Below are 24,670 nucleotides of genomic sequence, written 5' to 3'. Positions count from 1 at the left end.
AACAACATTTTTGAAATATTTTTTAAAATTGTTATGTTTTTATAACTTTACGCATAAATATATTCTTTATTGAAATAACAAGTGCTAAAATTATTCTGAAGGATTGTAACTCCAAATGCGCACACCATAGTATTTCTTCCAGGAAAAAGTTATGACAAGTATCTATAATAATTCATATGAAACATTTCTTGTTAATAACCGGATCAGGATCAACAAGTATCTTAATCTGGCTCTTTGGCTTTGTGCCTTTACGGGACCAGCTATTGCTATTGGCATTTTTTTCCACGCCTTCAAAGATGTTACATATTCAACTTGTGCCACACTTTCTGCGCTGATCATTCTAGTAGCCCTTGTGCATTGGATCATAATCAATCGCTTCTCAGAATCAGTAATTGGTAGTGTATATGTCTTTTTGGTCCTGGATATACTTCTGGTATATATGGCCTACTCTCACATCCAGATCAGGCTTACCTGGTTTCTTGTACCACTTCTAAGCCTTGCCTACTGCAACTATGGTATTTTCTTTACATCTCTTTTTATTACTTACGTTACTATGTGCCTTTCTTTCTACTATACAGCTCCCTTCTATGCTGGGCAGCGAGCCGATATATCTTCGTTTAATTACTATTTTGCCAACGTTCTTTCTGGAAGCTCTATAGAAATGATCATTATGGCCATAGCAGGCATTGGTATCTTAAAGACTATGCAGAGGCATCTAAAAGAGCTGCTTGGAACCTATAGTGATATCAAGAATCAGGAAACCATGGTCCACGATTCAGTAAACACCTTAAAATCCATGGCTGGCATTTATGATAATGTTAATCTGCTTATCTTTTCAAATATGACTGAAGTTGCACTGCGTGGCGCAGATTCTGCAGACAGCACCCATAATATCGAGGGTTGTGACCATACTTACATGGTCAATGAAATGAAGAAAAACATAAGCCCTGATCAATTGGACTCCTTCATGGAATTTACTGATCTTAGGACACTCAGAAATCGTCTTAAAGGAAAAAAATCCATCTATGCAGAATTTATTAACGTTGTCACCGGTTGGTTCCGTGCCCAGTACATCACAGTAGAAACAAATGAAGCTGGTGTTCCTCAGATGGTTGTTTTCACCGTTCAGGATATAGAGAATGATAAACGCAAGGAAAGTAATCTGATCAAAATGGCTCACACTGATGAGCTCACAAGGCTCTACAACCGTAGAAGATATGATGAAGAAATCTGCATCTACCGGGAAAACGGCCTCGATCAAGGCTTTTCACTATTGTCTGCAGACGTAAATGGGCTTAAAATTACCAATGACACAAAAGGTCACGCAGCTGGAGACGAGCTCATAAAGGGAGCCGCAGACTGCCTGCACTCAGCAGTCGCACCATATGGCCAGGTATATCGTACTGGTGGAGATGAGTTTATGGCTATTCTCCATACTGAGAACTATACGGATCTTATCAGCGAAATAGAAGCCCGAGCTAAAATTTGGCGTGGAAACTATTCAGACAATCTTTCTATTTCAATAGGATGCGTAAGCCACAGCGAATTCCCTGATCATACAGTCGACGAGCTGGAGCACGAGGCAGACAACCGCATGTATGAAGCCAAGGAGCAGCACTACAAGAAAGCGGGAATTGACAGAAGAAAGAAATAGGACTTGTTCATGAAAAAGGTTTTAGGGGGCACATTTTACCTTATCTCTATTATTTGTTTTGCCTATATATGTATATTTGCAATGGGAAATGACATCTGGTACGACGAGGTCTTTTCCCTTGCTTTTGTAAAAAAAGGCTATGGTGAGATCATAGCTCTGACTTCAAGGGACGTTCATCCTCCCCTTTATTATTTTTATCTGAAAGCCGTAACTTCAGTGATCTGTGCCTTTGCCGGCACCGATAAGCTGATCATCGCATCCAAGATTGCATCACTCCTTCCCTGGATTTTCATTTTTATCCTGTCAGTAACCTATATAAGGCGCAGGTTTGGCCTAATGACCAGCGGCCTTTTCATGCTGCTTATCACTATGATGCCCCAGATTCCCACCTACTATGTTGAAATCAGGATGTATTCACTTGCTCTTTTCCTCATCACCTCAGAGATTCTGCTTACCCACAATATCCTTAGCGGTGATGGCAAAAGAAAAAAAGTGACCTGGATATTATTTTTCATGGTTGGTATTCTTACGGCCTACACTCAATATTATGCGTGCATAGCAGTAATTGGCTGCTACGGGGCTCTTTTTATAGGAATTCTTCTAAGTAAACTCAATGATAAGAAATCTCTTTGGGTGCGTTTTTCTGTTAGTGTACTAGCTTCTATCCTGCTATATCTGCCCTGGCTTCCACACCTTAAAGCTCAGATGGCTTCTATTTCCGGCAAGTACTGGATACAGCCCCTGACTCTTAGAAGTATCCTGGGCTGTGCCAAGTTCGTACTTCTTCCTGTGGTTTATATGGGCAATCTGCCTGTAATTTCGGCAGGTCTTTTGATATTAGCGCTGCTGGTACTTACTATCCTCTTTATAAAAAGAGCTGGAAAAGGCGATATATCTTTTGCCCTCTGCTGCCTTATGCCTGCAATCATAGTAGTTATCAGTGGATTTATACTATCTGCCCTGGGCACTCCCATATTTGTATACAGATACCTTATTCCAGCCCTTGGCGGATTATGGCTCTTTGTAGCCTATATGTCAGAAAAAGCTGTAAATAAGCCTCTTTTAGTACTTCTATTTATACCAATGCTTATGGTATGTGGCCTAAATATGAAGGGCCTTGGAGACGAGGAAGGCAATAAGCTTGCTCAAATGCAGCTTGCAGCCCCTGCCCTTAGCGAAATTCCAGAAGGGTCAATCATTATCACAAACTTTGACCACGTGTGCGCTGTCACTTCCTTTTACAGGCCAGATTGTCAGGTATATCTGTATGAAGCAGAAATTGACCCACTTTTAAAGGATATGATGGGAAATATCACGGATAACATCGATGAGTCGAAAGTTAATTCAATTGTAAAAGATGAAGTTTCTGAAGACTCGCAGAAGGTATACTTCTTTGGAAGCTTTAACTCAAGAGATGAAATTGTGGATAACTGGGCCAAAAGTGGCATAACTAGCCCGCTTTCAGGTAGTTTCCTTATAGAGAGATATTGGATAAATATTTACAGATTAGAAGGATCGGATAATGAATAAGAACAGACTAGTAGACACCATAAAGGAACATCTTGCGGCAGCAATACTCATTGGAATTGTAGCTATAATCTACATTATCAACATGTTTAAAAATGGCCCCTGGTACGACGAGCTTTATACCTATTACTATTTTATCAGTAGAGGCCCCATCTATGCTGCAATCCACTGGCCTGTTCCCAACAATCATGTGGGGTATTCTGTACTGTCCGCATTTCTCGATTTCTTTGGTAATCCCTATGTGGGACTTCGCGGCATTTCAGTAATCTGCGGCATTACTAACCTTTCACTTATCTATTATTTATGCAGCAAATTCATGAATAAATATTACGCCTTTTCAGCCATGGCCCTGTATGCCGGCTCCTACCTGCCTTTCAGGCTATCTTTTCAGGGAAGGGGCTACACTTTGGCAGCCTGCTGCCTTCTGGTATCCGCATGTGCTATCTATAAAATATCCCTTGGAGACTGCAGATTAAGATTCAACGTAATCTTTGCTGCTGCCCTTACGCTTGGGCTCTATACGGTGCCAAGCTCTATTTACTGGGTTATTCCTGTGTGTATTTCAGGCGGTCTTTTTCTTCTCTTGAAAAAGAGATATCGCGATCTATTCAGGCTTATTGCCAGCGGTATTGCTGCTGCTATTGCCACTTTCTTTTTATACCTCCTGATATGGCTAGCTATTGGCGCTAATCTTCTTAGCAAAAACTCAGAAAGCGCCTATTATGGCCTGTCACAGGTAAAGATCATTCTAAAAGCTCCATTTTCTGCGGTTGGAACCGGAATTGATTATATGCTGGCATCTCCTTATATCCAGAGTATCGACAGGCTAGAGTGCATAAAAAAGCTTCCTGAATACTTCATATCACTTCTTGGAAACTTCTACGCAAATACCGGCGTTTTGCTTCTTGTTCTGACTGTGCTGGTTCTAGTGCTTAATGTTGTTATCGCCGTTAGAAGCTGCAAAAATGGTGGTAATGCTTTTCTTTCTCTTTTTGCCTGCTGCGGACTTTTGGTTGTGCCTGTTATGCTGATCATCCAAAGCGTTCATCCATATCTTCGAGTACTGAGCTTTTATGCCATTTTTCTTTTTGTAGGACTTCTAAATGCCATGTCTGAAACTTCCACATGGCTTAACAAAAGATCTGTCTCCTGCGGTCTTGGAGTACTGACGTTTATTATGTCTATTGCCGTTTGCCTCTCTAACAGCCTTGGTGGCTACTACAATGGTCCTCTTGCAGAAAGAGAAAATGATATCAATAAGGCTCTTTCCCAGATGGAGGATGTAAGCCAGATTGATACCATTTTTTATACTGATGATTTCCAGAAATATGTTCTGAAGTTTTATTATGATGTAAATCCCCAGGAAGTTTACGTAATGGAGGATGCTAATTTTGTTATTACAGGCCCTGAATTTTGGGATAATACTAACGCTTCTCCTGAATGGCCCATTTTATATGGCTACAGCGATGGTTTTACAAATTATGTAAACTCTGGCATGACGAAAATAGCTGGATCAGAAAGCTATTCTGTTTATAAGAAAACTACTGAGCCTTAAGTCATTTCCCGTACACAATTTCGTAGTACTGCCTTGATGTTATATGATAAACAAGTGCGTAAGTACCTAGGAATATGAGACTTACAATGGCAATTGCCAGATTGAAAGTAAATGTATCAACATATAGGATCATGGCAAGGAATAGCCTTAATATCCTGCTTGCGAAAATAATGTGGATAATTGCGCATACCGCAGGCAGGAAGAACATTATCATTACCTGATTTCTGATGACGCCTTTTGCTTCCTTGTCGGATAAGCCTGCATTTGAGAGGATTTCGAATCTCTTTTTATCTTCTATTCCTTCTGACATCTGTTTGTAGAAGATTATCATCACAGTTGCTATGAGGAAAAGAGCTGCAAGGAAAATTCCAACAAAGAATGTTCCGCCGTAAATACTGTAAAATACTTTCTGTTCCTCAACCTTATAACCCACCTTAGCATTTCCAAGCTTTGAGGATAATTCATTTCTGACAATATCCACTTTGCTCTGGTCGACATTCTTTGGAACATTAAATCCAAGATAGCAACCATCGTATTCTTCAAGCAAGGCCTTTTCTCCATTTAGGCATGTGTTTCTGGCTTCTATCAGAGAGGCTAACTCATTTTCATCAGATACTACGATTATCTCTTTTGAAAATAGTCCCATTGATGGATCAAAGGTCTCAACAAGACATTCGTTTCCAATTTTCTCTTTTACCTGATAGTTCTTACCAAATATTGAAATACTTCCCTTTTTAACCTTATCTGCTGAGCTATAGCGGAGTATCTCGTTCTGGCCAAGGCTTACATTTTCCCCTGTGTATGCCAAGTACTGGTCTGCTGTGATCATATACATGACTCTCATCTGAGAGAAATCTGCTGTCATTCTGGTTAATGGTGTAAGGCCCTCTCCATCTGTAAAGCACAGGTCTTCATGGTAGAGTCTGACTATTTTCTCAGTTCCATCAACTTCCCCCGCCAAAAGAGCTTCATCTAAAGTTTCTTCTAAGCTTTCGGAAGAATAACTTCCATCATTTTTACACCAGGTCACGATATCTCGCCTAAACATGCTGTTGATATTCTGCTCGCCCAGCATTACAAGTGAACTTGAGCATACCATCAGAAGAATTACAGCTGTAGATAATATACATATAGATGCAAGTCCCGCAGCGTTGTGCTTCATTCTGAAAATGAGGTTTGAGAGACTGATAAAATGCTTTGTCTGGTAATAATATTTTTTATTCTTCTTGAGCATCTTGAGGACAAATATAGTTCCTGCGATGAACAGCGCATAAGTTCCTATAGTTACAAGAACGATTGCTGTAAAGAGTGAACTGATAGCAGAAAATGTGTTTTCAATATTGACCGCTATAAAGTAACCTGCAAAAAGAGTTACTGCGCCGATCACAAGTAGAACCCACTTTGTCTTTGGCTCTTTTTCTCCCAGATTCTCACTCTTTAAAAGGTCGATTGGATTGCCCAGGCGAACTTCCAAAAGGTTAAATACAAAGAGGCCGATAAATATAAGTCCAAAGAATAGGACTGTTATTATTGTTGCCTTTAATGAAAACTCCATTCCCTTTACAACAGGCTGATGAACCAGCTTATACAGGAAAAGAACTACAAGTTTATTCACAAAAACGCTGGCAAGAATTCCAAATACCATAGCTACTAAGGCCTGGACACTGCTTTGAATCAGGAGAACTCTGCTGACGTTTTTCTTGCTAAGGCCCAAAACTCCATATAATCCGATTTCTTTTTTACCGGACTTCTGGACAAACCTGTTGCCATACATGAGAAATATTACTGAGAAGACTGCTACTGCAATGCTTCCCAAGTGCAGGAACAGTACAATGTAATCGGCTCCGTAGAACATTGGATGTCCATCATTTATAAGGAATCTACTGTAAACTAGTGACATCAAAATGTGGAAAACCATTACCGTTATTGAACTTACTAAAACGTAGGGCAGTATTGTTTTTTTGTTATTCTTAAGGCCATTAAAGGCAAGTCTTCCTAGGAGATTACTGTTCATCGTTTTCTCCTCCCCTCATGAGAACTGTTACTGAATCGCAGATCTTATCAAGCATCTCGCTTCTGGACATCTGACCTCTGTAGATCTGGTGGAAAACTTCGCCATCTCTTATGAACATAACTCTGTCAGCGTAGCTTGCAGCTACGTTACTGTGGGTAACCATTAGGATTGTCTGGCCGCTTTTGTGGATATCTCTTAACTGATGCATGAGATTTGTTGCTGCCTTGGAATCAAGTGCTCCTGTAGGCTCATCTGCAAGCAGAATCTGAGGCTTTGTGATAAGCGCTCTTGCTACAGCTGTTCTCTGCTTCTGTCCACCTGAAACCTCGTATGGATACTTATGAAGAAGCTGCTCTATACCCAGTGTTTTTACCAAAGGCTCGACTTTTGCATCCATTGTCTTATAGTCTTCACCAGCAAGAACCAGTGGGAGCTTAATGTTATCTTCAATAGTAAAGTTATCAAGAAGATTGAAATCCTGGAAAATAAATCCAAGGTTGTTTCTTCTCATGATAGCTCTTTCTCCGTCCTTAAGTGATGAGAAATCTTTTCCATTTACCAGTACCTTACCTGCTGTTGGAACATCAAGGCTTGCAAGGATATTTAAAAGAGTTGTCTTGCCGCTTCCGGACTCTCCCATAATTGCAACAAACTCGCCTTTTTCAACACTAAAATGAACATCTTTAAGGGCTGTAACTGACTCTGTACCCATTCTTGTTTTATATACTTTTTTTACATGATTTACTTCTAAAACTGACATTGTTTTTCCTCCACTATTTTGGACCTGGGGGACGGGGTTTGCGGTCCATTTTTCTTTCCCCATTTTTTTCCTGTATCTCGTCTCTCGACAATATAAGGTTATCAAAAAAGGAAATGCATTGCCTTTTATTTGGCTTACATTTCCTCTATGCTGACTTACATTTTTGTAAGGTTAAGGCACTTTTAAAATCGAATTCTATCAATATCTCTTTACATCACTGGCAGATATCTTCTCTCGCAGAACTGTGATGATAACGTCAGTTCCGCGGCCTACCTCAGATTCAATACGGATCTTGTGGCCAAGCTTGTCGCAGGCTCCCTTGCACATGTAGAGTCCAAGGCCACTGGCCTTTTTATCAATTCTGCCATTGTAGCCGGTATAGCCCTTTTCAAATACTCTTGGAAGGTCTTCGCTCTTAATGCCAACACCGGTATCTCTTATTACAATTTCGATTCCAGCATTATCTCTTGCAAAGATCTTAATTCCGCCTGTCTTTGTGTATTTAAGCGCATTTGACAAAACCTGCTCCAGCACAAAAGAAAACCACTTCTCGTCTGTTAATATCTCTTTATCAAGATCTTTAAGTTCCACTGTCAGATGCTGATAAATAAAGATTGTTGAAAACTTTTTTACCACCTGTTTGATAAGGGGCTCAAGCTGACATTTCTCGAGGACCATATCCCCTGACATGTCCTCAAATCGCAGATAATTAAGAGCCATGCTGACATAGTTTTCTATTTTAAAGAGCTCTCTTTTACAATCTCCGATAGAAGGCTCTTCGTCCTGAAAAAGAAGTTTAAGAGCTGCGATAGGAGTTTTTATCTGATGGGCCCACAGGGCAAAAAAGTCCTCTTTTTCCCGCATCTGTTCCCATCTGGTATCCCTTATATCCTCTGTTTCTTTCTCATTAGTATCAGAAATATCTTCCTTATTTTTTCTATAACTAATTACAGAGGCTGCAATTGTAATCAGCAAAAGAAAGCTAATTTCATAAAACAGAAATTCGCTTTCTATGTTGTATAAAACGCCTGCAATTATGAGCACCGCTGCCAGTAATGCATTGGTGACTATGAGTGCTTTACTCTTTTCCCAGAATTTATTCTTCCCCAACAATGTATCCCATTCCTCTCTTGGTTGCTATGAAATCCTCCGCTCCTGCTGCATCGAGCTTTTTGCGGATTCTGGTAACGTTAACAGTTAGCGTGTTATCGTCAACAAACTCATCCGCTCCCCAGAGCCTTTCCATAATAGTTTCTCTGGAAACAACCTTCCCCTGCTGCTCCATCAGGGTTTTAAGAATCAGGTATTCATTTTTGGTAAGATCAAGCCTATTGTCCCCTACGCTTGCAGAAGTATCATCGAGGTTTAGTCTTACATTTTTTACCTCAAGCTCATGAACTGCAATGCTCTCTCCATAGCTCCTGCGGAGGATCGCCTGTATCTTGGCTGTCAGAACCTGCAGGTCAAAGGGCTTGGCAATAAAGTCATCAGCTCCCATATTCATGGCCATTACTATATTCATATTGTCATCCGCTGATGACAGGAACACAATGGGAACCTGAGATATCTTCCTGATCTCGCTGCACCAGTAAAATCCGTTATAGGCAGGAAGCTTTAAATCCATAAGAACTATATCAGGCTGCGCTTTCTCAAATTCCCCAATGATATTTTGAAAGTCATGAGCCTTAAATGGCTTCATCTGCCAGGTCTCAAGGTGCTTGGCAACCTGACCTGCTATTATTTCATCATCCTCAACAATAAATACTTTTCTCATATAAACGCCTTTCATCATCTAGTCTCCTTCGATTCTAATTCGAAAAAAGTTTGTTGTCGAGCATAATGGTCCTAGGGGACGGGGTTTGTGGTCCATTTTTTTGCACACTTAGTACTGTGGTGAAGTTGCAGAAACACTATAGTAAAAGATCATTCCATCATAAAGATCAGCTGGTGCCATCTCAATTCTGTAAGCATAATGCACCAGATAATACATATCTGATACTGCCTCTCCAAGAGTTCCCATGGATACATTAGAATGAACCAGGTCGTAAAGTTCCTTGTTATCCTCTTTTGAGATAGTCTCAAAATCCAGGTAAAATCTCTTATCTTCCATGTATTTGGCCTGGTAAGCTATAGGATCAGCAGTAGTAAAGAAAAAGTCCTTTCTCTTATACTCATCAGAAATCATGCTTTCTACTCTTGCATTTGTTTTCCCTTTGAAAAAGTCTGTACCAAGGCTGTAGTATGCATCACCATATTTTTCTTTAAGTAGGCCTCCCATATTTACTGCCTGCGCTATACTAAAATGTGGCTTTTTGGAAATATGTCCATCATGGGCTGCCAGCATGATCTTGCCTGATCCGATTTTCTTTTCAAGATCAAGAATCCATGATACGTTGTCAGCCATTGCCCTATCTCTTGCTGCTAATGTAGCCTTATCAGCACACACATAGTCAACACATGTAGCAATATTATCGGCAGCTTTAGTAGCGAAAATGACATCTAAGTCCTGATCATTTGTAGCCGCAGCAATTACCTCTTTTTTGATATCTTCAAGCTCTTCTTTAACCTTTTTAACACCATCTTCAGTCATAGACTCAGTTCTGTTCTCATCAATAAAGTAGTCAATTTCTGAAGTCTCTTTGACTGTAATGTTGTTTTTCTTCATGTAGTCATATAGGTACTCTACGCTCTTTTCCGGATTCTGCATGTCAAAGCCGTAAAATCTGATCTTCTTATCTGCCGAAACAGACGCGTTATACTCTCTCATCCAATCAAGAAGATCTGCCATCTGCTGGGTGTGGTAAAGATTAAAACTTAAATTATTAGCAATTTCTCTGGCATCACCTTCTCCGCCCTGAACAAATTCATTGGCTCTAAGGCAATCTCCGAAGTCTGCTTCAAGGCAGAACGCACTATATCCCTCTTTTTCCACTAGCATTTTGAAAATATCAAGCTTGGACTCCTGAAATTCCACGCTTCCGTGAGTTGCCTCTCCAAGACCTACAATCTGCACGCTGTCAGGTATGTCTATTTCCGATACAGCTACTGCGCTTTCAACCACAGTTTTATTCTTATGCATAGCAAGAACTGTCTTATAATTTAGTCCTACAACCAGCAATGCGCTGATCACTAATACAATAATCAATAATACTTTTCCAATCTTTTTTAACACTTTCATTTCATACTCCTTTTCATCGTGTCATCAGGAATATTTTCCCGCACATATTATGTTGATTTATCTTTTTCCGACAATGAAATGGTAACAAAAAAGGAAATGCCCTGCCTTTTATTTGCCTTACATTTCCTGTCAGTTACCTTACATTTTTGTAAGGGATTGCAACTTAAACACTCCTGATTGCAACTTAGCACCCAAAATATTGTAACGCGCCTCTTAACTTAGTAAGGTATATACATCAAACGAACCCACTACTGAAAAGGAGCTTTTACCATGAATACACAGACACTTACAAAGAAAAGAAACAGATTTTTCCAAGGACTTGATTTCCTCGGCTACTCTTTATCGACTTTTGGTGTAATCGGCTTTGAACTTTTACTTGGTTATGTAATTGAATTTAACATATACGGATACAGTGACTGGAAGAGTTATGCACCATGGCAGAACATTCTACATTGGGTACTGACCTGCATCGTATGGGGCCTTGGCGGAATGTATGTTGTCAAAGAGTGTGCCCGCAAGTCAGATGTAGACCTTATCAAGAACTTTAAACAGAAGAGTCTGTTACAGGGCGCAAAAGAGATGTCTCTCATGCAGTGGGTTCTTCTCGTTACAGGAACAGTACTCATACTGATATCTACATGGATCGACTGGGACGGCAGCAAGGTCCTTAAAGAATTTAGTAGCAAGGGAATAGTTCTTTTTACATTCCAGTATATTTACTACCTTTTCGAGGTTTTCCTCGTGCTTCTTATCATTGTTTTTGGCCAGTATGCGTTTGAAAAATGGTTCAAAAATGATAAGATTCCCTATGGAGGAATTGTAGTTGCACTTACATGGGGACTTGGCCACTGGCTCACAAAGGGATCTCTGATGACAGGGATTTATACAGCATTTGGTGGCTTTGTATTCGGTGGTGCATATCTTCTTACAAACAGAAACATTAAGCTTTCCTACTTATTCCTCTGCATCATGTTTATTTTATAAGAGGTTACAATGAAGTTTCTTAAGATCAAAGAGGAAAATCTTGACGAAAATTACCTGGAATTACATTACGATGAGATAGACAGTGAAACGGCCGCAGTTCTTGAAAGACTGCGGCCTGCACTTAAATACATAGAAGGAATATCAGATGGAAAGAGGGTGACATTTCCTCTTTCTTCCATTTTTTATTTTGAGACTGTGGACCGCAAGACCTTTGGCTACACCAGTAACACCTGTCTTGAGGTAAAAGAGACACTTCAAAATATCATTGATGACCATAAAGATGCAGGTTTTGTCCGTATCAGCAAATCCTGCATAGTAAATCTGTACAAGATAAAACGCCTTCAGGGGGACCTCAATATGAGGACTCTTATATATCTCAAAAACGACGAGTGCATCGTTATGAACAGAGGCTACAGGGCAGAATTCTACCAGGCACTAAAGCACATTCAGGAGAAAAAACATGAAGCTAATTAACAAAAATAATTTTATATCCATCGTCTGTGTGACCTTCACACTTATAGTATGTGGAAAACTTATCCTTGAAAAGATTACAGGCTTTGTAGATAAAAATTACACAGAGAATATTTTTATATGTCTTGGAATTTCTATACTTGCGACATTTATTTTATCGCTCCATTATTATTTGCAGCGTTTTCCTTTTATCCCAGTGGTCATCGGTCAGTACCTTGCGCTAATTGGCTTTATCTTTTTGGGCATATGGATATTGGGGCATTTTACAGAAAACTCCCCATCCGCTTACCACGACATGTTTGTCTCTGTAACTATCCCCTATGTTATTGGCGCTGTAGTTTATTACATAAGCTTCTTTATGGAGATAAAGAAGGCAAATGAAGTATTCAAGAAGCTGAACTAGCGACTCTACTATTATAACGCCTAAGGTAATGAAACATCTGATTACCTCAGGCGTTATTCTATGTATGCAAGTTTATTATTAAGCAAAATTAAAGATGTACTGCCCAAAATTGCACTCATCTTTTTTGATGAAAATAATAATCTAGATGTACAAGACAGAAATAAAGCCCCGTAAAGGCACGTAAAGACCAAACGCCAGCATCATCAAGTGCTCTGAATTATTATTCTCTATAGCCCTTTCCAACAAAATAATACTTCTTATTTTACAATTATATCCATTTCCCCGCTAACAGCCTGGCTGTATCATTTATGTGAAATACATTTTGGGGAGAATTCTAATGAACGAAGTTTATAAATATAGATTAGAAAAAAATAAAAGCTGTAGCCTTGTCGGCAGTGATATCAGTAACCACTTAAATGTAAATGGAATAAACATCTTTTTTAGTGAGACCGAATCTGAATATGAAGCTGATATGTCTGTGCTTCAGTATGCAGACAGGCTTGTAGACTTCATCGATCCGGATGAAAAGTACAGAAATCTCTATGAGTCCACAAATGATGAAAATGCCGCAGTCTTAAGTTTTTACAAATATGACTTTTTCTTTACAAGTTCTGATTATTCAGAAAGTCTTACTCTGTTTATAAAAGAAAATGATGGCATTGAAGTTACTGTAATTTCTACCGGAGAGTTTCCAAGAGGTAAAGATACCTTGATAAGTAAAGCTGAACAGTTCCTAGATCGTCATAAATTCATGACATGTATCAGTCCGTGAATTCTAATAATCTTAATATTCCCTCTTTTGTCGTATAAATCGCCAAAATATTGTGCCAATAATACAATCTGGCGATTTATAACACTTAATTGCTTTATAAATCGCCAATATGCTATTATCATGTGAATATTATAAAGCCTGGGTTAGTTGAGACATCTCAATTAGTCCAGGCTTTTTCAAGATCCAGATCAAATTGCTTCGATACTTGGAAGCAGACATAGGGGCATTCAAATCTTCTTTATCACCGTGATATCATTATTTTATAAGCCTGTATGTGATAAGCGTCATTTTATCATTTACAACCTGTTCACTACCCCATCTTTCAAATCCACATTTTTCATATAAGTGGCAGTTCCGTGGCTCTTGAAGTATTGTTTCAAGTATCCATTCGTTTACTTCAGGATATAATTCAAATGCCGCCTGAATAGCTTTGTAACCAATGCCCAGATTCTGAAACTGAGGTAGTATAAATAAGGGACTGATAAAAGAAATATGCTTTTCATTCGGATCATTATGTCCCAGATTTATTGCCCCAACCTTAATACCATCTTGGATAATAAAGTAATATTTCCTGTTAGGGCGCTGTGCTCTCTTTTTTATTCTATCTAATGTTTCTATTGCTGGATTGCCCTCATCATGATACTTCTCATATAGAGGCATGAAACTTTCCACCTGCATTCTATGTAGGAGCGTTAGTTCGTTATTTTGTGATGGTTTTAATTCTATTTTTTCCATACGTTTTAACCTCTGATTCTTGTTCTATCACCCAGCCATCAATTCAAGTTAATCCTTATAAATGATTACATGATCATCTTGCTGGTAACACCTACACATTTCCTAAGAGGCATAGCATTGGGAAGAACCGTATGCGAAAAATCCCACACAATATAGTAAAATATATAATGTTACTCCAATAGAAGTGTAATTTTCCGTATCACTAGCTTATCCTCAGAATACATTGAAGTCACATGGAAGTCTAGTAATAATCTGGAATTTAATACTTGCTAACATACTCCAATTATCTGCTTTGGTATTCGTACCATTCTTCATCTATCTTTTTGAATCCAACAGCCTCAAACATTCGCCTACTCTGCTCATTAAAGGAATAGATATTTGCCTTAACAGTATCCATACCCTTTTCTTTAGCAAGTTTAAGCATATCTTCAACGCATCGTCTTCCAATGTGCTGATTCTGGTATTCTTTGCACACTACAATAGCGACTTCTGCATTGTCTCTTAACGAAACATCCCCTACCAATGTTCCCTTATATTCTATGTAGTAGCAATCCCCATGAGAGCTTAGATAATCATACATAGCATGTAAAAGATCTAAATCATATGGTTCATCTCTGTTATCTACCTGCTTACATACATCCAAATCCTGATACCAAGGAAGTGAAGCCTCGTCATTCCTGTAATATGGAATCAGTTTTAATTCTTCATCAATGATTCGCTCTGTCATTCTCTCCACATATCCATTCCTGGGCCATCATTGTCATTTGGGCGGGCCTTGAAGCCAAGCTTCTCGTAAAACGCCTCTTTTCCTTTTGATGCCACAATAACTATCTTTATACGCCTCCGTCCTCGTTATTCGTCTGCCTTCTTATACAAAAGCGGGAAACTTGCACGATCAAACACATTTAGTAGTAAAATCAGCATAATCGCCATGCTACCAACTACAGCAACAAAAAGCCATGCGCTACTAAAGCCATATGTATCAAACAATTTTCCTATCAGGATATTTCCAAGAGACGTTATGGCCATACAAAAGATATTGATTGTTGAGTTTACCCTTCCCCAATGTGTTGAAGGCACACGCCTTGTCATGTAAGGTGAGCTGGCTATAGTACAGAAGATTTCTCCTATCGTAAACACTGTCATCAGCACGAAATAAACAGGAATCCATCTGCCAAAAAAATTAAAGCTGACAAGACCAATTACGATCAAGGCTTCGCCAATCAGGAATTTCCTGACATCAATAATATTTGCAAGAAGCGTTGTTATAAGCGGAGTTCCAATTACAACCACTATCGCATTTGTACTGGTTAGTAGTCCAAATATCGTTGCGCCTTTAGCATCATAAAGGTGCTCCATGTGAAGCGGCAAAAGATAATTGAACTGCGAGTAAACCAGATTGCAGAATCCCGAGGCAGCAATGTACAAAAGCAGTATTTTACGCTCCTTCAGGATTTCCAATAGCTTTGCTCCTTCGCGTTTTTCCTCATATTCGCTGACATTTTTCTTTTCCACACTTAGCTTCTTGATAAAAAGAATTATTAAAAGTGTTGAAGAAAATGTCGCTACTGAGGTTATCAAAAAGGCAAGCCATAAATAATGTTCAAATAATAACCCGCCAAGCGTAGGTGCAAGCACAAGTCCCAGATTCATGCCAAGGTACTGAAGACTATATGCCTGCTCTCTGTTGTCAGAATCACTAAGGTCAGCGATAAGCGCATCATAAGATGGTCCTTCTACCGCTGCAAAAAGACCTGCAATATAGAAAAGAGCGACACTGACAAAGGATAGAGGAATCAAACCGCTGATAAAATAGCAGATTACAGTTACCATATCACAACAAACTATAATCTTTTTTCTACTAACACTGTCGGCAAGCTTTCCACCCAGTATTACAATTGGGAATTGGAATATAGCCAGTACCATATCTATAGTTGCAATGGTTGTAGCACTGTAACCAAGCTTATTCTTGAGAATCAGTGTCATTATGGGCCAGATAAGAGAACCCATGCTTGTTACTATGCGTCCAAAAAATAGGACGTAGATTTCTTTGCTTAAATTCTTGTATTGCTTTAAATACTTCATTGCTAGTTAATGTTCCTTATGTATGTTATTTGCTAAGTTCCTCGATGGTCTTATCGATTTCATCAAGTTCTCTGCCATATTTTACACCCCATTCGGTCTTAAGGAGCTGTTTCTTTTTCTTATAGTACTTGATGGCAGATTCTGTGTCGCCTCATCCAATCATCATTTCATTATTTCCTCAACTTCCGCGCATCTTCATATTTTTCATCATCAAACAATGCCCACGCTTCGGATATCATTTTCTGTATTTTTACCATAGAAGAACTTCCCAAAAATCATTTAGTCTGCTCTATTCACATTACGCACTACTTAAGTATAGAGAAAATGTTCTTATAAAAAAATATCGTATCATGAAAGTTTTTCACAATACGATATTTCCATATCCTTTAATTTATCTGTATTTGGAAATATTCTTTTAAGCTATCTGCCGCTATATTTTTATTGACTTCATCCCTGACGACTTTGCAAAGGTAAAATGATTCTGTAAACAGTTCTTTACTTTTCTCTGTATAACCAACTTGATAAAAGCATTCAGCCAAAATCATGAGTAATGCTGGAAGATTTTGGTAAACGCCATACTTCAGACAGATGTCAACTCCTTGCTGTGCATATTCAATTGCTTCCGCATACTTACCTGTTATTCCCAGTTCGCGGGAGTATCCAACAAGGATCAAAGTTTGCTGCGTCCTCACTGGAACAATCTTGTCAAATCTTCGTTCTAGCTTGTTCGACTGTTCGCTTGTTCGACTGTTCGCTTGCAATCTATAAACAGTAGCCTTTATTCCATCACCGAATTCTTCAAAAACGGGCTCTTGCAGGCCATACTGCTTGCATGATGTGATAACTCTTGGAGTACCGGTTCCCCATGCTTCAACTATATGCATGTATTGGAAAATATCGACGATTGCCTGATTTCTGCATTTTCCATGTTTTTGGGGATAAACTTCAGAATAAAAGCAAATGGGTAGAAAAAAAGTAGAATTGGGCATAAAAAAATCGGAGTGACAGGATTCGAACCTGCGACCTCGGCGTCCCGAACGCCGCGCTCCACCAAGCTGAGCCACACCCCGATGAAAAAACTATTCAGTTGAAAAAGATGAAAATCGCGCAACGTCCCGAACGCCGCGCTCTACCAAACTGAGCCACGCCTCGATAAAGATGCTGATGCATTTGAACATGCATCAGCACTGAAAATTGTATTATTTTATCGCAGGATTGTCAAATACTATCGGAGGAATCAGTAGTTTCCTCAGCCTCAATCTCAGCATCTGCCTCCATCTTATCCTGTACAGCTTCACCTGTCTGCTCACCCTTGTCCTTAGATATTACAGACAAATCCTCCAGATCTTCCCTCAGAATTGTCATCATATCATCTCCAGTAGGGTTCTCCATTCCAGAAATCCTGCGGGCCTGATTAGTAATGATCTCTTCAAAGAGATTACGAATTTCTCTGGCATTGGCGAAGTTCTCGATGTTCTCCATCTTCTTGGCTGAAATAAGAGCTCTGATCTGATGCTTAACATCCTCATCGACCTTGTAATCATACTTGTCGCAGTTCATGTAGAATATCTGTTCAAGCTCATCGATGCTATAGTCTGAGAAGTCTATATATTTGTTGAATCTGGACTTTAATCCTGGGTTAGACTCTATGAACTTCTTCATAGGTTCTGTGTATCCCGCAACGATCACAACAAAGTCATCTCTGTTGTCTTCCATAGCCTTTAGGATAGTATCAATTGCTTCCTGGCCGAAAGCGTCGTCCTTCTGTGAAAGAGCATATGCCTCATCAATAAAAAGAACTCCACCCTTTGCCTTTTTAATCTGCTCCTGAGTCTTGATTGCTGTCTGTCCTACGTAACCAGCTACAAGTCCTGATCTGTCTACCTCTACAAGCTGACCCTTTGAAAGAACTCCGATCTGCTTGTAAATCTTGGCTATAATTCTAGCAACTGTGGTCTTACCTGTACCAGGATTACCAGTAAACACAAGGTGTAATGATACTGGAACTGACTTAAGGCCCTGGTCCTGTCTAGCCTTCTGGACCTTAACGAATGCCGTTAGTTCTTTTACATCATCCTTGATCTTGTCAAGTCCTATGAGCTTATCCAGAGTTTCCATTGGGTCTTCCTCTGGCTCCTGCTCCTTGGGCTCTTCTTCCTGCCTGGGCTTTATGCCGGCAATCTCCGGATCAGACTTAAGAAGATTCTTGGCTTCATCAAGAGCGCTGTTAGCGTTCTTAATTGCATCTCCAAGGGAATCAGCCGCATCTCCTATTGCTTTCTCCTGTTCGATCTTCTCAGGTGTCTTTTCTTTCTCTTTCTCTGGAGCATTCAGCTCGAATTCCTTGTCAAATACAGATCCATCAATGCTGTCAGCATTAACTTCTGATGCTGCTTTGAAAAAATCATCGTAAACGCTGCCAAGAAGGTTTTTCTGCATGTTAGTAATCTTATTAAGTGTCTCTAATTCTTTATCTAAATCTTTGTTAGTCATTTAAAAACCAGCCGTTTCTGGTAAGGAACGTTCTATTTGCAACCATTGAATTAACGTCAGCCCCGATTATAGCTGAAGCCTGAGCCTTGTAAGTCTCCTGCTGTGCAGTTCCCATAGCCTTGTAGTAGTTATAAGCCATCTTGGGCGTTCCGTCAAGGTTTTTAAGCCCCTGTGCAATATGGCTCTCCATTTCGTGAGCATTATCAGTTTCCCTAAAGAGGATAAAGCTCTTGATATAAGGATTATTGGCAGCCATTGTATATGCATATACGATAGAAGCGGCCTGAGCGTCCTCACCAAATTCAGAAGTATAGCCAATCTCTGTAAGAGCAACGTTGCGGACCTGTCCTGCAGGATTTAAGAACGCTGGCTGGCTTATGTAGTCAGTAAATACATAAATGTTCTCCATTGTGATGTACTTACTTGATACATTATTGCTAACGTACTGAGCCTGCTGCTTCCAAGCATATGGGTCAAACAAAGGTGCATTGTATGGATGAATAGAAACTGACCAGTCGATATTTCCTTCTCTTACCATATAGTAGTTGAATCTATCAAGGAAGTCCTTGGAAAGTGAACATCCCGGATTTGATTTTCTCTGCCATTCCTGATCAATTGAGTTGTATATTCTGGCATTAGCATTAACTGCCTTGATCTCGTTGTAGAAAATCCTAAATGCCTTAACATACTCGCTGACATTGAGCTCAAGATTTGTTGAGTTCATGTAGTACCACTCTGTTCTGGCATTAACCTCATTACCAATAACCCAGTTATCTACTGTACCATAAGCACCACCTGAATATCTGTTAGCCAAAAAAGCTGCAATTGCCTTAAGATGCTGAGTTCCGCCATCTTCCTTGGTGTTCATCGCATAGCCTGGGCATACATGTGAATCCCTTGAAAGAGGATGTATAAGGTCTGCACCTGCTGCCGTCTTATTATTTAAGATTGTAAGTGTAAGCTGGAAATTGTTGCTACGGCAGAAGCCTACAAATGCATCATACTGAGCAAGTCCTGCACTGCTGAAATAATAGTCAACACCATTGTAATTAAACAAGATTGCTCCTGGATCTGTTGCCTGGCAGACAATATCCCCCATGTAGAGGTTGTAAACCATCTGCGCAATACCAAGATCCTTGAATGTTGCTGCGTTTGCATCGTTTGGAAGAATACCCTTGATGCCATGATCATTTCTGGCAACTGTCTTGTAGGCGTTTCCCTCAGGGTTTGTGATGTAGTGTTCATCACTTACCTGGATCATTGATCCGCCGCTCTTTACAGCAACCAGGAACTTTTTAGACAGATTTGACTCCCCTGAATTATATCCAAGAGGAAAAGAAAAAGTGGCATTATTCCCCCTGTCTGCAGAAGCCACGATTTTGCCAACAGTTCCATCCTGATACACTTCATCTGAATACAAATAGAATTTGCCATCATCTGAAGCAGGAACGTTTGAACAGGATACGTTAACCACAACATTTCCGCCCTGGATCACGCAGGATGTGATGCTAACAGGTCTTCCTGCTGCCTCTGAAACAAGTCCTGCGCCGCCGGAAACGACATGAGCTCCCTTTATGCCGCAAGCAATCGCTGCCGCCATAGTGACTACAGCGACTACCTTCTTAAACATACTTATACTCTTTTTCACACTCTACCTCCAAAAATAAATTTGTTATCAAGCCCCGATGATTGCATCTGCAAAGTGTTCAAGGCTCTCCTGATCATTTTTATGAAGTGCACTTTTTATTGTAAGACTCTCATCTACAATTGTCACGTTTTTAAGTGTAGAAATCTTCTCAGTCATGAGTTTAACTGTAACCGGAGCCCATGTGCCGTTCTGAGCCAGTGCAAATACTCTGTTCTGCACTCCAAGAGCATTCATATCTGATAAAAAGCTCTCCATTGGTGGATAAATTCCGTTGTTATAAGTAGGGCACATCAGTACAAGCTTTTTGCAGCGCCATACTTCGCCAATAAGGTATGATACATCTGTTCCTGAAACATCAAATACCTTAATATCAGCATTTGTCTTTTCCCTGATGCATGAAGCAAGGGCCTGTGCAGCACTTGCAGTGTGTCCATATAAACTTCCGTATATAACTGCAATATCGTCAGTCTCTGGCTCGTAGGTGCTCCACTTCTGGTACTTATCGATAAACCAGGCAATATCCTTTCTCCATACAGGTCCGTGAAGAGGCAGGATCATCTGAATATCAAGCCCTGCTGCCTTCTTTAGCACAGCCTGAACCTGCATACCATATTTTCCAACAATATTTGCATAATATCTTCTTGCTGAATCCAGAAAATCTTTTTCAAAATCATACTCATCGCTAAAGATTCCGCCATCAAGTGCGCCAAAGGTTCCAAAAGCATCGGCGCTTAGAAGAGCCTTGCTAGCTGTATCATAAGCAAACATAACCTCTGGCCAATGCACCATAGGTGCGTTTACAAACTGGAAGGTATGTTTACCAGTAGAAAGCGTATCTCCCTCTTTTACTTCTAGTTTGTTATAAGAAGCTGATTCAGGGAAGAACTGCTCCATAAAGGTAAATGTCTTGGCATTACCAACGATTGTTACCTCTGGGAAAAGACCTGCCACAAGGCTTATAAGTGAGCAGTGATCAGGTTCCATATGAAGAACCACCAGATAGTCCAGCTTTCTTCCATCAAGACTGTCCTTTAAATTTTCAAGATACTGATCTGACACTGTAATATCTGCAGTGTCAAAAACAGCTGTCTTTTCATCATCAATAAAATAGCTGTTGTATGATACTCCCTCTGGTATAGGAAAAATATTTTCAAAGCGCTCAAGTCTCTTGTCGCTTCCACCAATCCAGAATATTCCGTCCGTAATCTTTTTTACGCCCTTCACAATTCCACCTCCGCCAATTTATTTTTTCAACATTATCAATATTTTCTCACATTTATGGCTTAAATAAAACCTTACTTATTCTTAAATTCAAGAATTGTTTTTTCCACAACCTTTATGTCTATAGGCTTTGTTACATGTGCATTCATTCCGGCATCAAAAGCTAGCTGTACATCATCTGCATATGCATTGGCTGTCATGGCTATAATAGGAATTCTCTGTGACCAGTCTGTACCAAGGGCCCTGATAGCTGCTGCCGCTTCATAGCCATTCATTACAGGCATCTGGATATCCATTAGGATCATGTCGTAGTCTCCCTCATTGGCTGCCTTGAACATGTCCACAACTTCCTGACCATTACATCCTCTAGTGACCTTGGCTCCACACATATCCATAAGCTCTGTCAGGATGTCCGCATTAATATCATTATCTTCTGCTGCCAGGAATTTCATTCCCTCAAGAGGATTCTTTACTTCCTCTTTGACTTCATTGAGCTTTGTGATATCTTCTATAGCCTGTCTCACATTGACTTTAAATACTGGCTTTTGAAGTACCTCGTTGCAGCCAGCTTCTCTAATTTTATCCGCCAGCTTCTCATAGTTATCCACAACTGCAATGATAAGACTGTTATTTCGTTTGTCTTTTCCACGTATATTCTTTATTAGCTCAACAATATCTATATCTTCTATTGTCTCATCAACAAGAATAAGATCATAATTCTTATTCTCCGCTGCCTTACCGTCTATCATCTTTAGAGCATCAAAGCCCGAATATGCACAATCTGCAGAAAAAGCTTCCTTCTCATAGGCTTTTTTATGCTTAGCATCCTCTTCCATATCACTGTTAATAACAAGCATAGAGTGAATTCCATGAGCGCTCCAGAAATCCACATCCTTACTTTCCACAGCCTTGAGCCTTAAGTTTACTGTGAAGGTACTTCCCTTTCCCTCCTCAGATTCAACTCTGATAGTTCCGCCCATAAGTTCTACAAGGCTCTTTGTGATAGCCATTCCTAGCCCAGTTCCTTGAATAGTCTTGGTTGCGCCCTTTTCTTCTCTTGAGAATGCATCAAATATCTTGTCCTTGTATTCTGCCTTCATTCCCATTCCATTATCTTTTACTACAAAGGTCACATTCTGGAATCCTTCTGAAGAAGAAGCAGACTCACTTATATTAAATTCAATCTTTCCGCCTTCCTGCGTGTACTTTATAGCATTTCCAAGGATATTCATTAGGATCTCATTTATCCTCTTCTTATCTCCCATGAATATCTCATGCTGCATGGCTCCTACAGTTACCACGTACTCCTGATTCTTGGCCTTTGCCTGGAAACTTATTACAGAATTTATCTCCTCCAGCAACAGTCCTAGCGGAAGCTCTGCAATATCAAGAGTGGTCTTACCGCTTTCAATCTTACTCATATCAAGAACATCATTTAGAAGTGACAAAAGATTCTGTGAAGCAAGGCTGATCTTGTGGGTATATTCTTTTACCTTATCAGGATCATCTGAATGCTTGTCAATAAGGAGGTTAAAGCCTGTAATAGCATTCATAGGTGTCCTGAAATCATGGGACATGTTAGCCAAAAAGCTTGTCTTGGCCTTATTAGCAGTCTCCGCTGCGCTAAGTGCTTCCTGAAGCTGGTGATTTCGCTTAAACTCCTGGGTTCTGTCATAGAGGGCCAGAGCAATTCTCTTTCCACCATCATCTATTGTGCATACAATGATTCCTCTGTAATACAGGCGGTCACCAGTTTTTTCATTTTTAAACGCAATCTCATCCAGTATTATTTCTTCACCTTTATTACGGCAATTTTCTATGATGCTTTCAAATGTATCGTATTTGTCCTCTTCTATAAGGTGTGCCTTCTCTATATTCCTTATATCATGCTGGATTTCAGTTAATGGTATACCAAGAACATCCTCCACATTTGCTGTTACAAAACTTGGTTTCATGCTGTCTTCATCAATGATCGCAAGGATATCATTATTTTTTTCAACCACAAAATCAAACAACCATTCTCTATAGTGAATATCATTTTCCTTCATCTGAAGGTCTTCTTCGTTACGTCTGTTGATTTCCTCAACCATCTCTCTTAGCTGGCCTGCCATTCCTACCATCGCAGTAGAAAGCTTACCAATCTCATCAGGAGTTCCGTCCTTGTCCGTCACTGTAAAATTGCCTTTTCTGATCTGACCAGCTATTTCATTTAAATTCTTTATCCTGTGACTTAGCTTTTCAGAATAAATTGACGCAACAACAAATGACAGCATAAACAATATCGCTGCTATCACAACGTCTGACATTAGAATTGATACTACATCTGATGTGATTTCATTTCTATCCACATAGTAAAAGAGCTTCCATCCATTTGTAAGCTTTCCTGATGAAGCCATAAAATAGTCTTTTGTATTTATGAACTGGTTATCCATGAAATCAAGTCCATATCCCATGGCAACCTGACATATTTCTGTATCAAGCTTTTTATCGTCTATAGCCTTATGTATTATGATATTTCTGTTTTCGTCTATGATAAGAATGCCATTATCAAGATAGCTTGCATGATTTATAAGGGAAAAGAAATCATTATTGCTTATCTTTAAAACAACCATTCCAACAAGTTTTGAAGAAGTAGCTGTATCCACCAGCGCTTTTATAACATAAATACCGCCCGCGCCATCAGTTACCCACATTATGCTATAGTCATTTCTGCAAAGGTCATACCATTTTTCCTCATACTCTGATGCAGGCTTTTTTAAAAAATCTCCAAGATGATCTGTGGGAATAAGCTCTGAATACACATTTATAGACTCGATACTACTATCGCTACTAAGATAGTACCAGATAAGAGGTTCGATATTATTATTGAGCTCATCAGATAGGGCATAGGGATTACTACTGGCGTGCTCAAGCTTTTCTCTAAATTGTTCCTCATAAGTAAAAAAGTTAATGACGTCATTTTTTCTTTTACAATTACTCTCCAGACCATTAGAGATAACTTCTGTATCTCCCTGCATGGCTATCTGAGTCTGCTGGATAAGGTTATTTGTAGCTACTACATACATATAAATGCCCAGTATCACAATAGGCACCACAATAAGCACAGCTATGATTGCTCTAAACTGCGTCTTTATACTAAAGCTCCATCGACTTTGCTTTTTTGCACTCAT

General features: G+C 39.6%; 20 protein-coding genes and 1 tRNA gene. 7 read left to right on the top strand and 14 right to left on the bottom strand.

Annotated elements, in window-relative coordinates:
* Positions 1-151: 151 nt before the first annotated feature.
* From G631_RS20270 to G631_RS0111130, 3 genes are read left to right on the top strand one after another with little or no spacing between them, the layout of a single operon-like run.
* Positions 152-1,654: a GGDEF domain-containing protein gene (locus G631_RS20270; protein WP_026489515.1), complete on the top strand. Its 1,503-nt coding sequence runs from the start codon at positions 152-154 to the stop codon at positions 1,652-1,654.
* Between the two features lie 9 nt (positions 1,655-1,663).
* Positions 1,664-3,184 carry a glycosyltransferase family 39 protein gene (locus tag G631_RS0111135; RefSeq protein ID WP_026489514.1) on the top strand — a complete coding sequence of 507 codons (1,521 nt, stop codon included), beginning with the start codon at positions 1,664-1,666 and terminating at the stop codon, positions 3,182-3,184.
* Positions 3,177-4,736: a glycosyltransferase family 39 protein gene (locus tag G631_RS0111130; protein ID WP_026489513.1), complete on the top strand. Its 1,560-nt coding sequence runs from the start codon at positions 3,177-3,179 to the stop codon at positions 4,734-4,736. The genes G631_RS0111135 and G631_RS0111130 overlap by 8 nt, the downstream gene beginning before the upstream one ends.
* Position 4,737: 1 nt before the next feature.
* On the opposite strand, the gene G631_RS0111125 is transcribed toward G631_RS0111130, so the two are convergent.
* From G631_RS0111125 to G631_RS0111105, 5 genes are all read right to left on the bottom strand, one after another.
* Entirely contained in the window at positions 4,738-6,750 is a 2,013-nt protein-coding gene (locus G631_RS0111125; RefSeq protein ID WP_026489512.1) for an ABC transporter permease, read from the bottom strand.
* Positions 6,740-7,510 carry an ABC transporter ATP-binding protein gene (locus G631_RS0111120; protein ID WP_026489511.1) on the bottom strand — a complete coding sequence of 257 codons (771 nt, stop codon included), beginning with the start codon at positions 7,508-7,510 and terminating at the stop codon, positions 6,740-6,742. The genes G631_RS0111125 and G631_RS0111120 overlap by 11 nt, the downstream gene beginning before the upstream one ends.
* Before the next feature lie 198 nt (positions 7,511-7,708).
* On the bottom strand, positions 7,709-8,620 hold the full coding sequence (locus tag G631_RS18925) for a sensor histidine kinase (RefSeq protein ID WP_242829097.1): 912 nt from the start codon (positions 8,618-8,620) through the stop codon (positions 7,709-7,711).
* A complete protein-coding gene (locus G631_RS0111110) occupies positions 8,607-9,284 on the bottom strand; it encodes a response regulator transcription factor (protein ID WP_026489510.1) in 678 nt (225 codons plus the stop codon). Before G631_RS0111110 ends, G631_RS18925 begins: the two co-directional genes overlap by 14 nt.
* A 108-nt stretch (positions 9,285-9,392) precedes the next feature.
* On the bottom strand, positions 9,393-10,688 hold the full coding sequence (locus tag G631_RS0111105) for an erythromycin esterase family protein (protein WP_026489509.1): 1,296 nt from the start codon (positions 10,686-10,688) through the stop codon (positions 9,393-9,395).
* Between the two features lie 270 nt (positions 10,689-10,958).
* On the opposite strand from G631_RS0111105, the gene G631_RS21150 reads away from it, so the two are divergent.
* The 4 genes from G631_RS21150 (at position 10,959) to G631_RS0111085 (ending at position 13,318) form a co-directional block, all read left to right on the top strand.
* Positions 10,959-11,672 (top strand): hypothetical protein, encoded by a 714-nt coding sequence (locus G631_RS21150; protein WP_196803856.1) that lies wholly within the window; start codon positions 10,959-10,961, stop codon positions 11,670-11,672.
* A gap of 9 nt (positions 11,673-11,681) precedes the next feature.
* Entirely contained in the window at positions 11,682-12,146 is a 465-nt protein-coding gene (locus G631_RS0111095; protein WP_026489507.1) for a LytTR family DNA-binding domain-containing protein, read from the top strand.
* Positions 12,133-12,546, top strand: a complete 414-nt coding sequence (locus G631_RS0111090) for a DUF6608 family protein (RefSeq protein ID WP_026489506.1) — start codon at positions 12,133-12,135, stop codon at positions 12,544-12,546. Before G631_RS0111095 ends, G631_RS0111090 begins: the two co-directional genes overlap by 14 nt.
* A 337-nt stretch (positions 12,547-12,883) precedes the next feature.
* Positions 12,884-13,318: a hypothetical protein gene (locus G631_RS0111085; RefSeq protein ID WP_026489505.1), complete on the top strand. Its 435-nt coding sequence runs from the start codon at positions 12,884-12,886 to the stop codon at positions 13,316-13,318.
* A gap of 255 nt (positions 13,319-13,573) precedes the next feature.
* Here G631_RS0111085 and G631_RS0111080 read toward each other — a convergent pair whose 3' ends face one another.
* The 9 genes from G631_RS0111080 to G631_RS18915 all read right to left on the bottom strand — a co-directional run bounded on the left by G631_RS0111080 (position 13,574) and on the right by G631_RS18915 (position 24,670).
* Positions 13,574-14,053 carry a GNAT family N-acetyltransferase gene (locus G631_RS0111080; RefSeq protein ID WP_026489504.1) on the bottom strand — a complete coding sequence of 160 codons (480 nt, stop codon included), beginning with the start codon at positions 14,051-14,053 and terminating at the stop codon, positions 13,574-13,576.
* 283 nt (positions 14,054-14,336) lie between these two features.
* Complete coding sequence (locus G631_RS0111075) at positions 14,337-14,780, bottom strand: GNAT family N-acetyltransferase (protein ID WP_022763577.1); 444 nt, start codon at positions 14,778-14,780, stop codon at positions 14,337-14,339.
* A gap of 125 nt (positions 14,781-14,905) precedes the next feature.
* Positions 14,906-16,138: an MFS transporter gene (locus G631_RS0111065; protein WP_026489503.1), complete on the bottom strand. Its 1,233-nt coding sequence runs from the start codon at positions 16,136-16,138 to the stop codon at positions 14,906-14,908.
* Between the two features lie 386 nt (positions 16,139-16,524).
* Positions 16,525-17,127 carry an ATP-binding protein gene (locus G631_RS0111055; RefSeq protein ID WP_026489502.1) on the bottom strand — a complete coding sequence of 201 codons (603 nt, stop codon included), beginning with the start codon at positions 17,125-17,127 and terminating at the stop codon, positions 16,525-16,527.
* A 7-nt stretch (positions 17,128-17,134) separates the two neighbouring features.
* Positions 17,135-17,208, bottom strand: a tRNA-Pro gene (locus tag G631_RS0111050).
* A gap of 148 nt (positions 17,209-17,356) precedes the next feature.
* A complete protein-coding gene (locus G631_RS18920) occupies positions 17,357-18,631 on the bottom strand; it encodes an AAA family ATPase (RefSeq protein ID WP_081671327.1) in 1,275 nt (424 codons plus the stop codon).
* A complete protein-coding gene (locus G631_RS0111040) occupies positions 18,624-20,279 on the bottom strand; it encodes a DUF5722 domain-containing protein (RefSeq protein ID WP_026489501.1) in 1,656 nt (551 codons plus the stop codon). The genes G631_RS18920 and G631_RS0111040 overlap by 8 nt, the downstream gene beginning before the upstream one ends.
* A gap of 27 nt (positions 20,280-20,306) precedes the next feature.
* Complete coding sequence (locus tag G631_RS0111035; protein ID WP_026489500.1) at positions 20,307-21,503, bottom strand: FprA family A-type flavoprotein; 1,197 nt, start codon at positions 21,501-21,503, stop codon at positions 20,307-20,309.
* A gap of 71 nt (positions 21,504-21,574) precedes the next feature.
* A complete protein-coding gene (locus tag G631_RS18915; RefSeq protein WP_051197156.1) occupies positions 21,575-24,670 on the bottom strand; it encodes an ATP-binding protein in 3,096 nt (1,031 codons plus the stop codon).

Origin of the sequence: Butyrivibrio sp. XBB1001 (assembly GCF_000424505.1) — a bacterium.
Lineage (GTDB): Bacteria > Bacillota > Clostridia > Lachnospirales > Lachnospiraceae > Butyrivibrio.
Note: the sequence above shows the minus strand (reverse complement) of the source record. Positions and strands in the feature narration are given on the sequence as shown.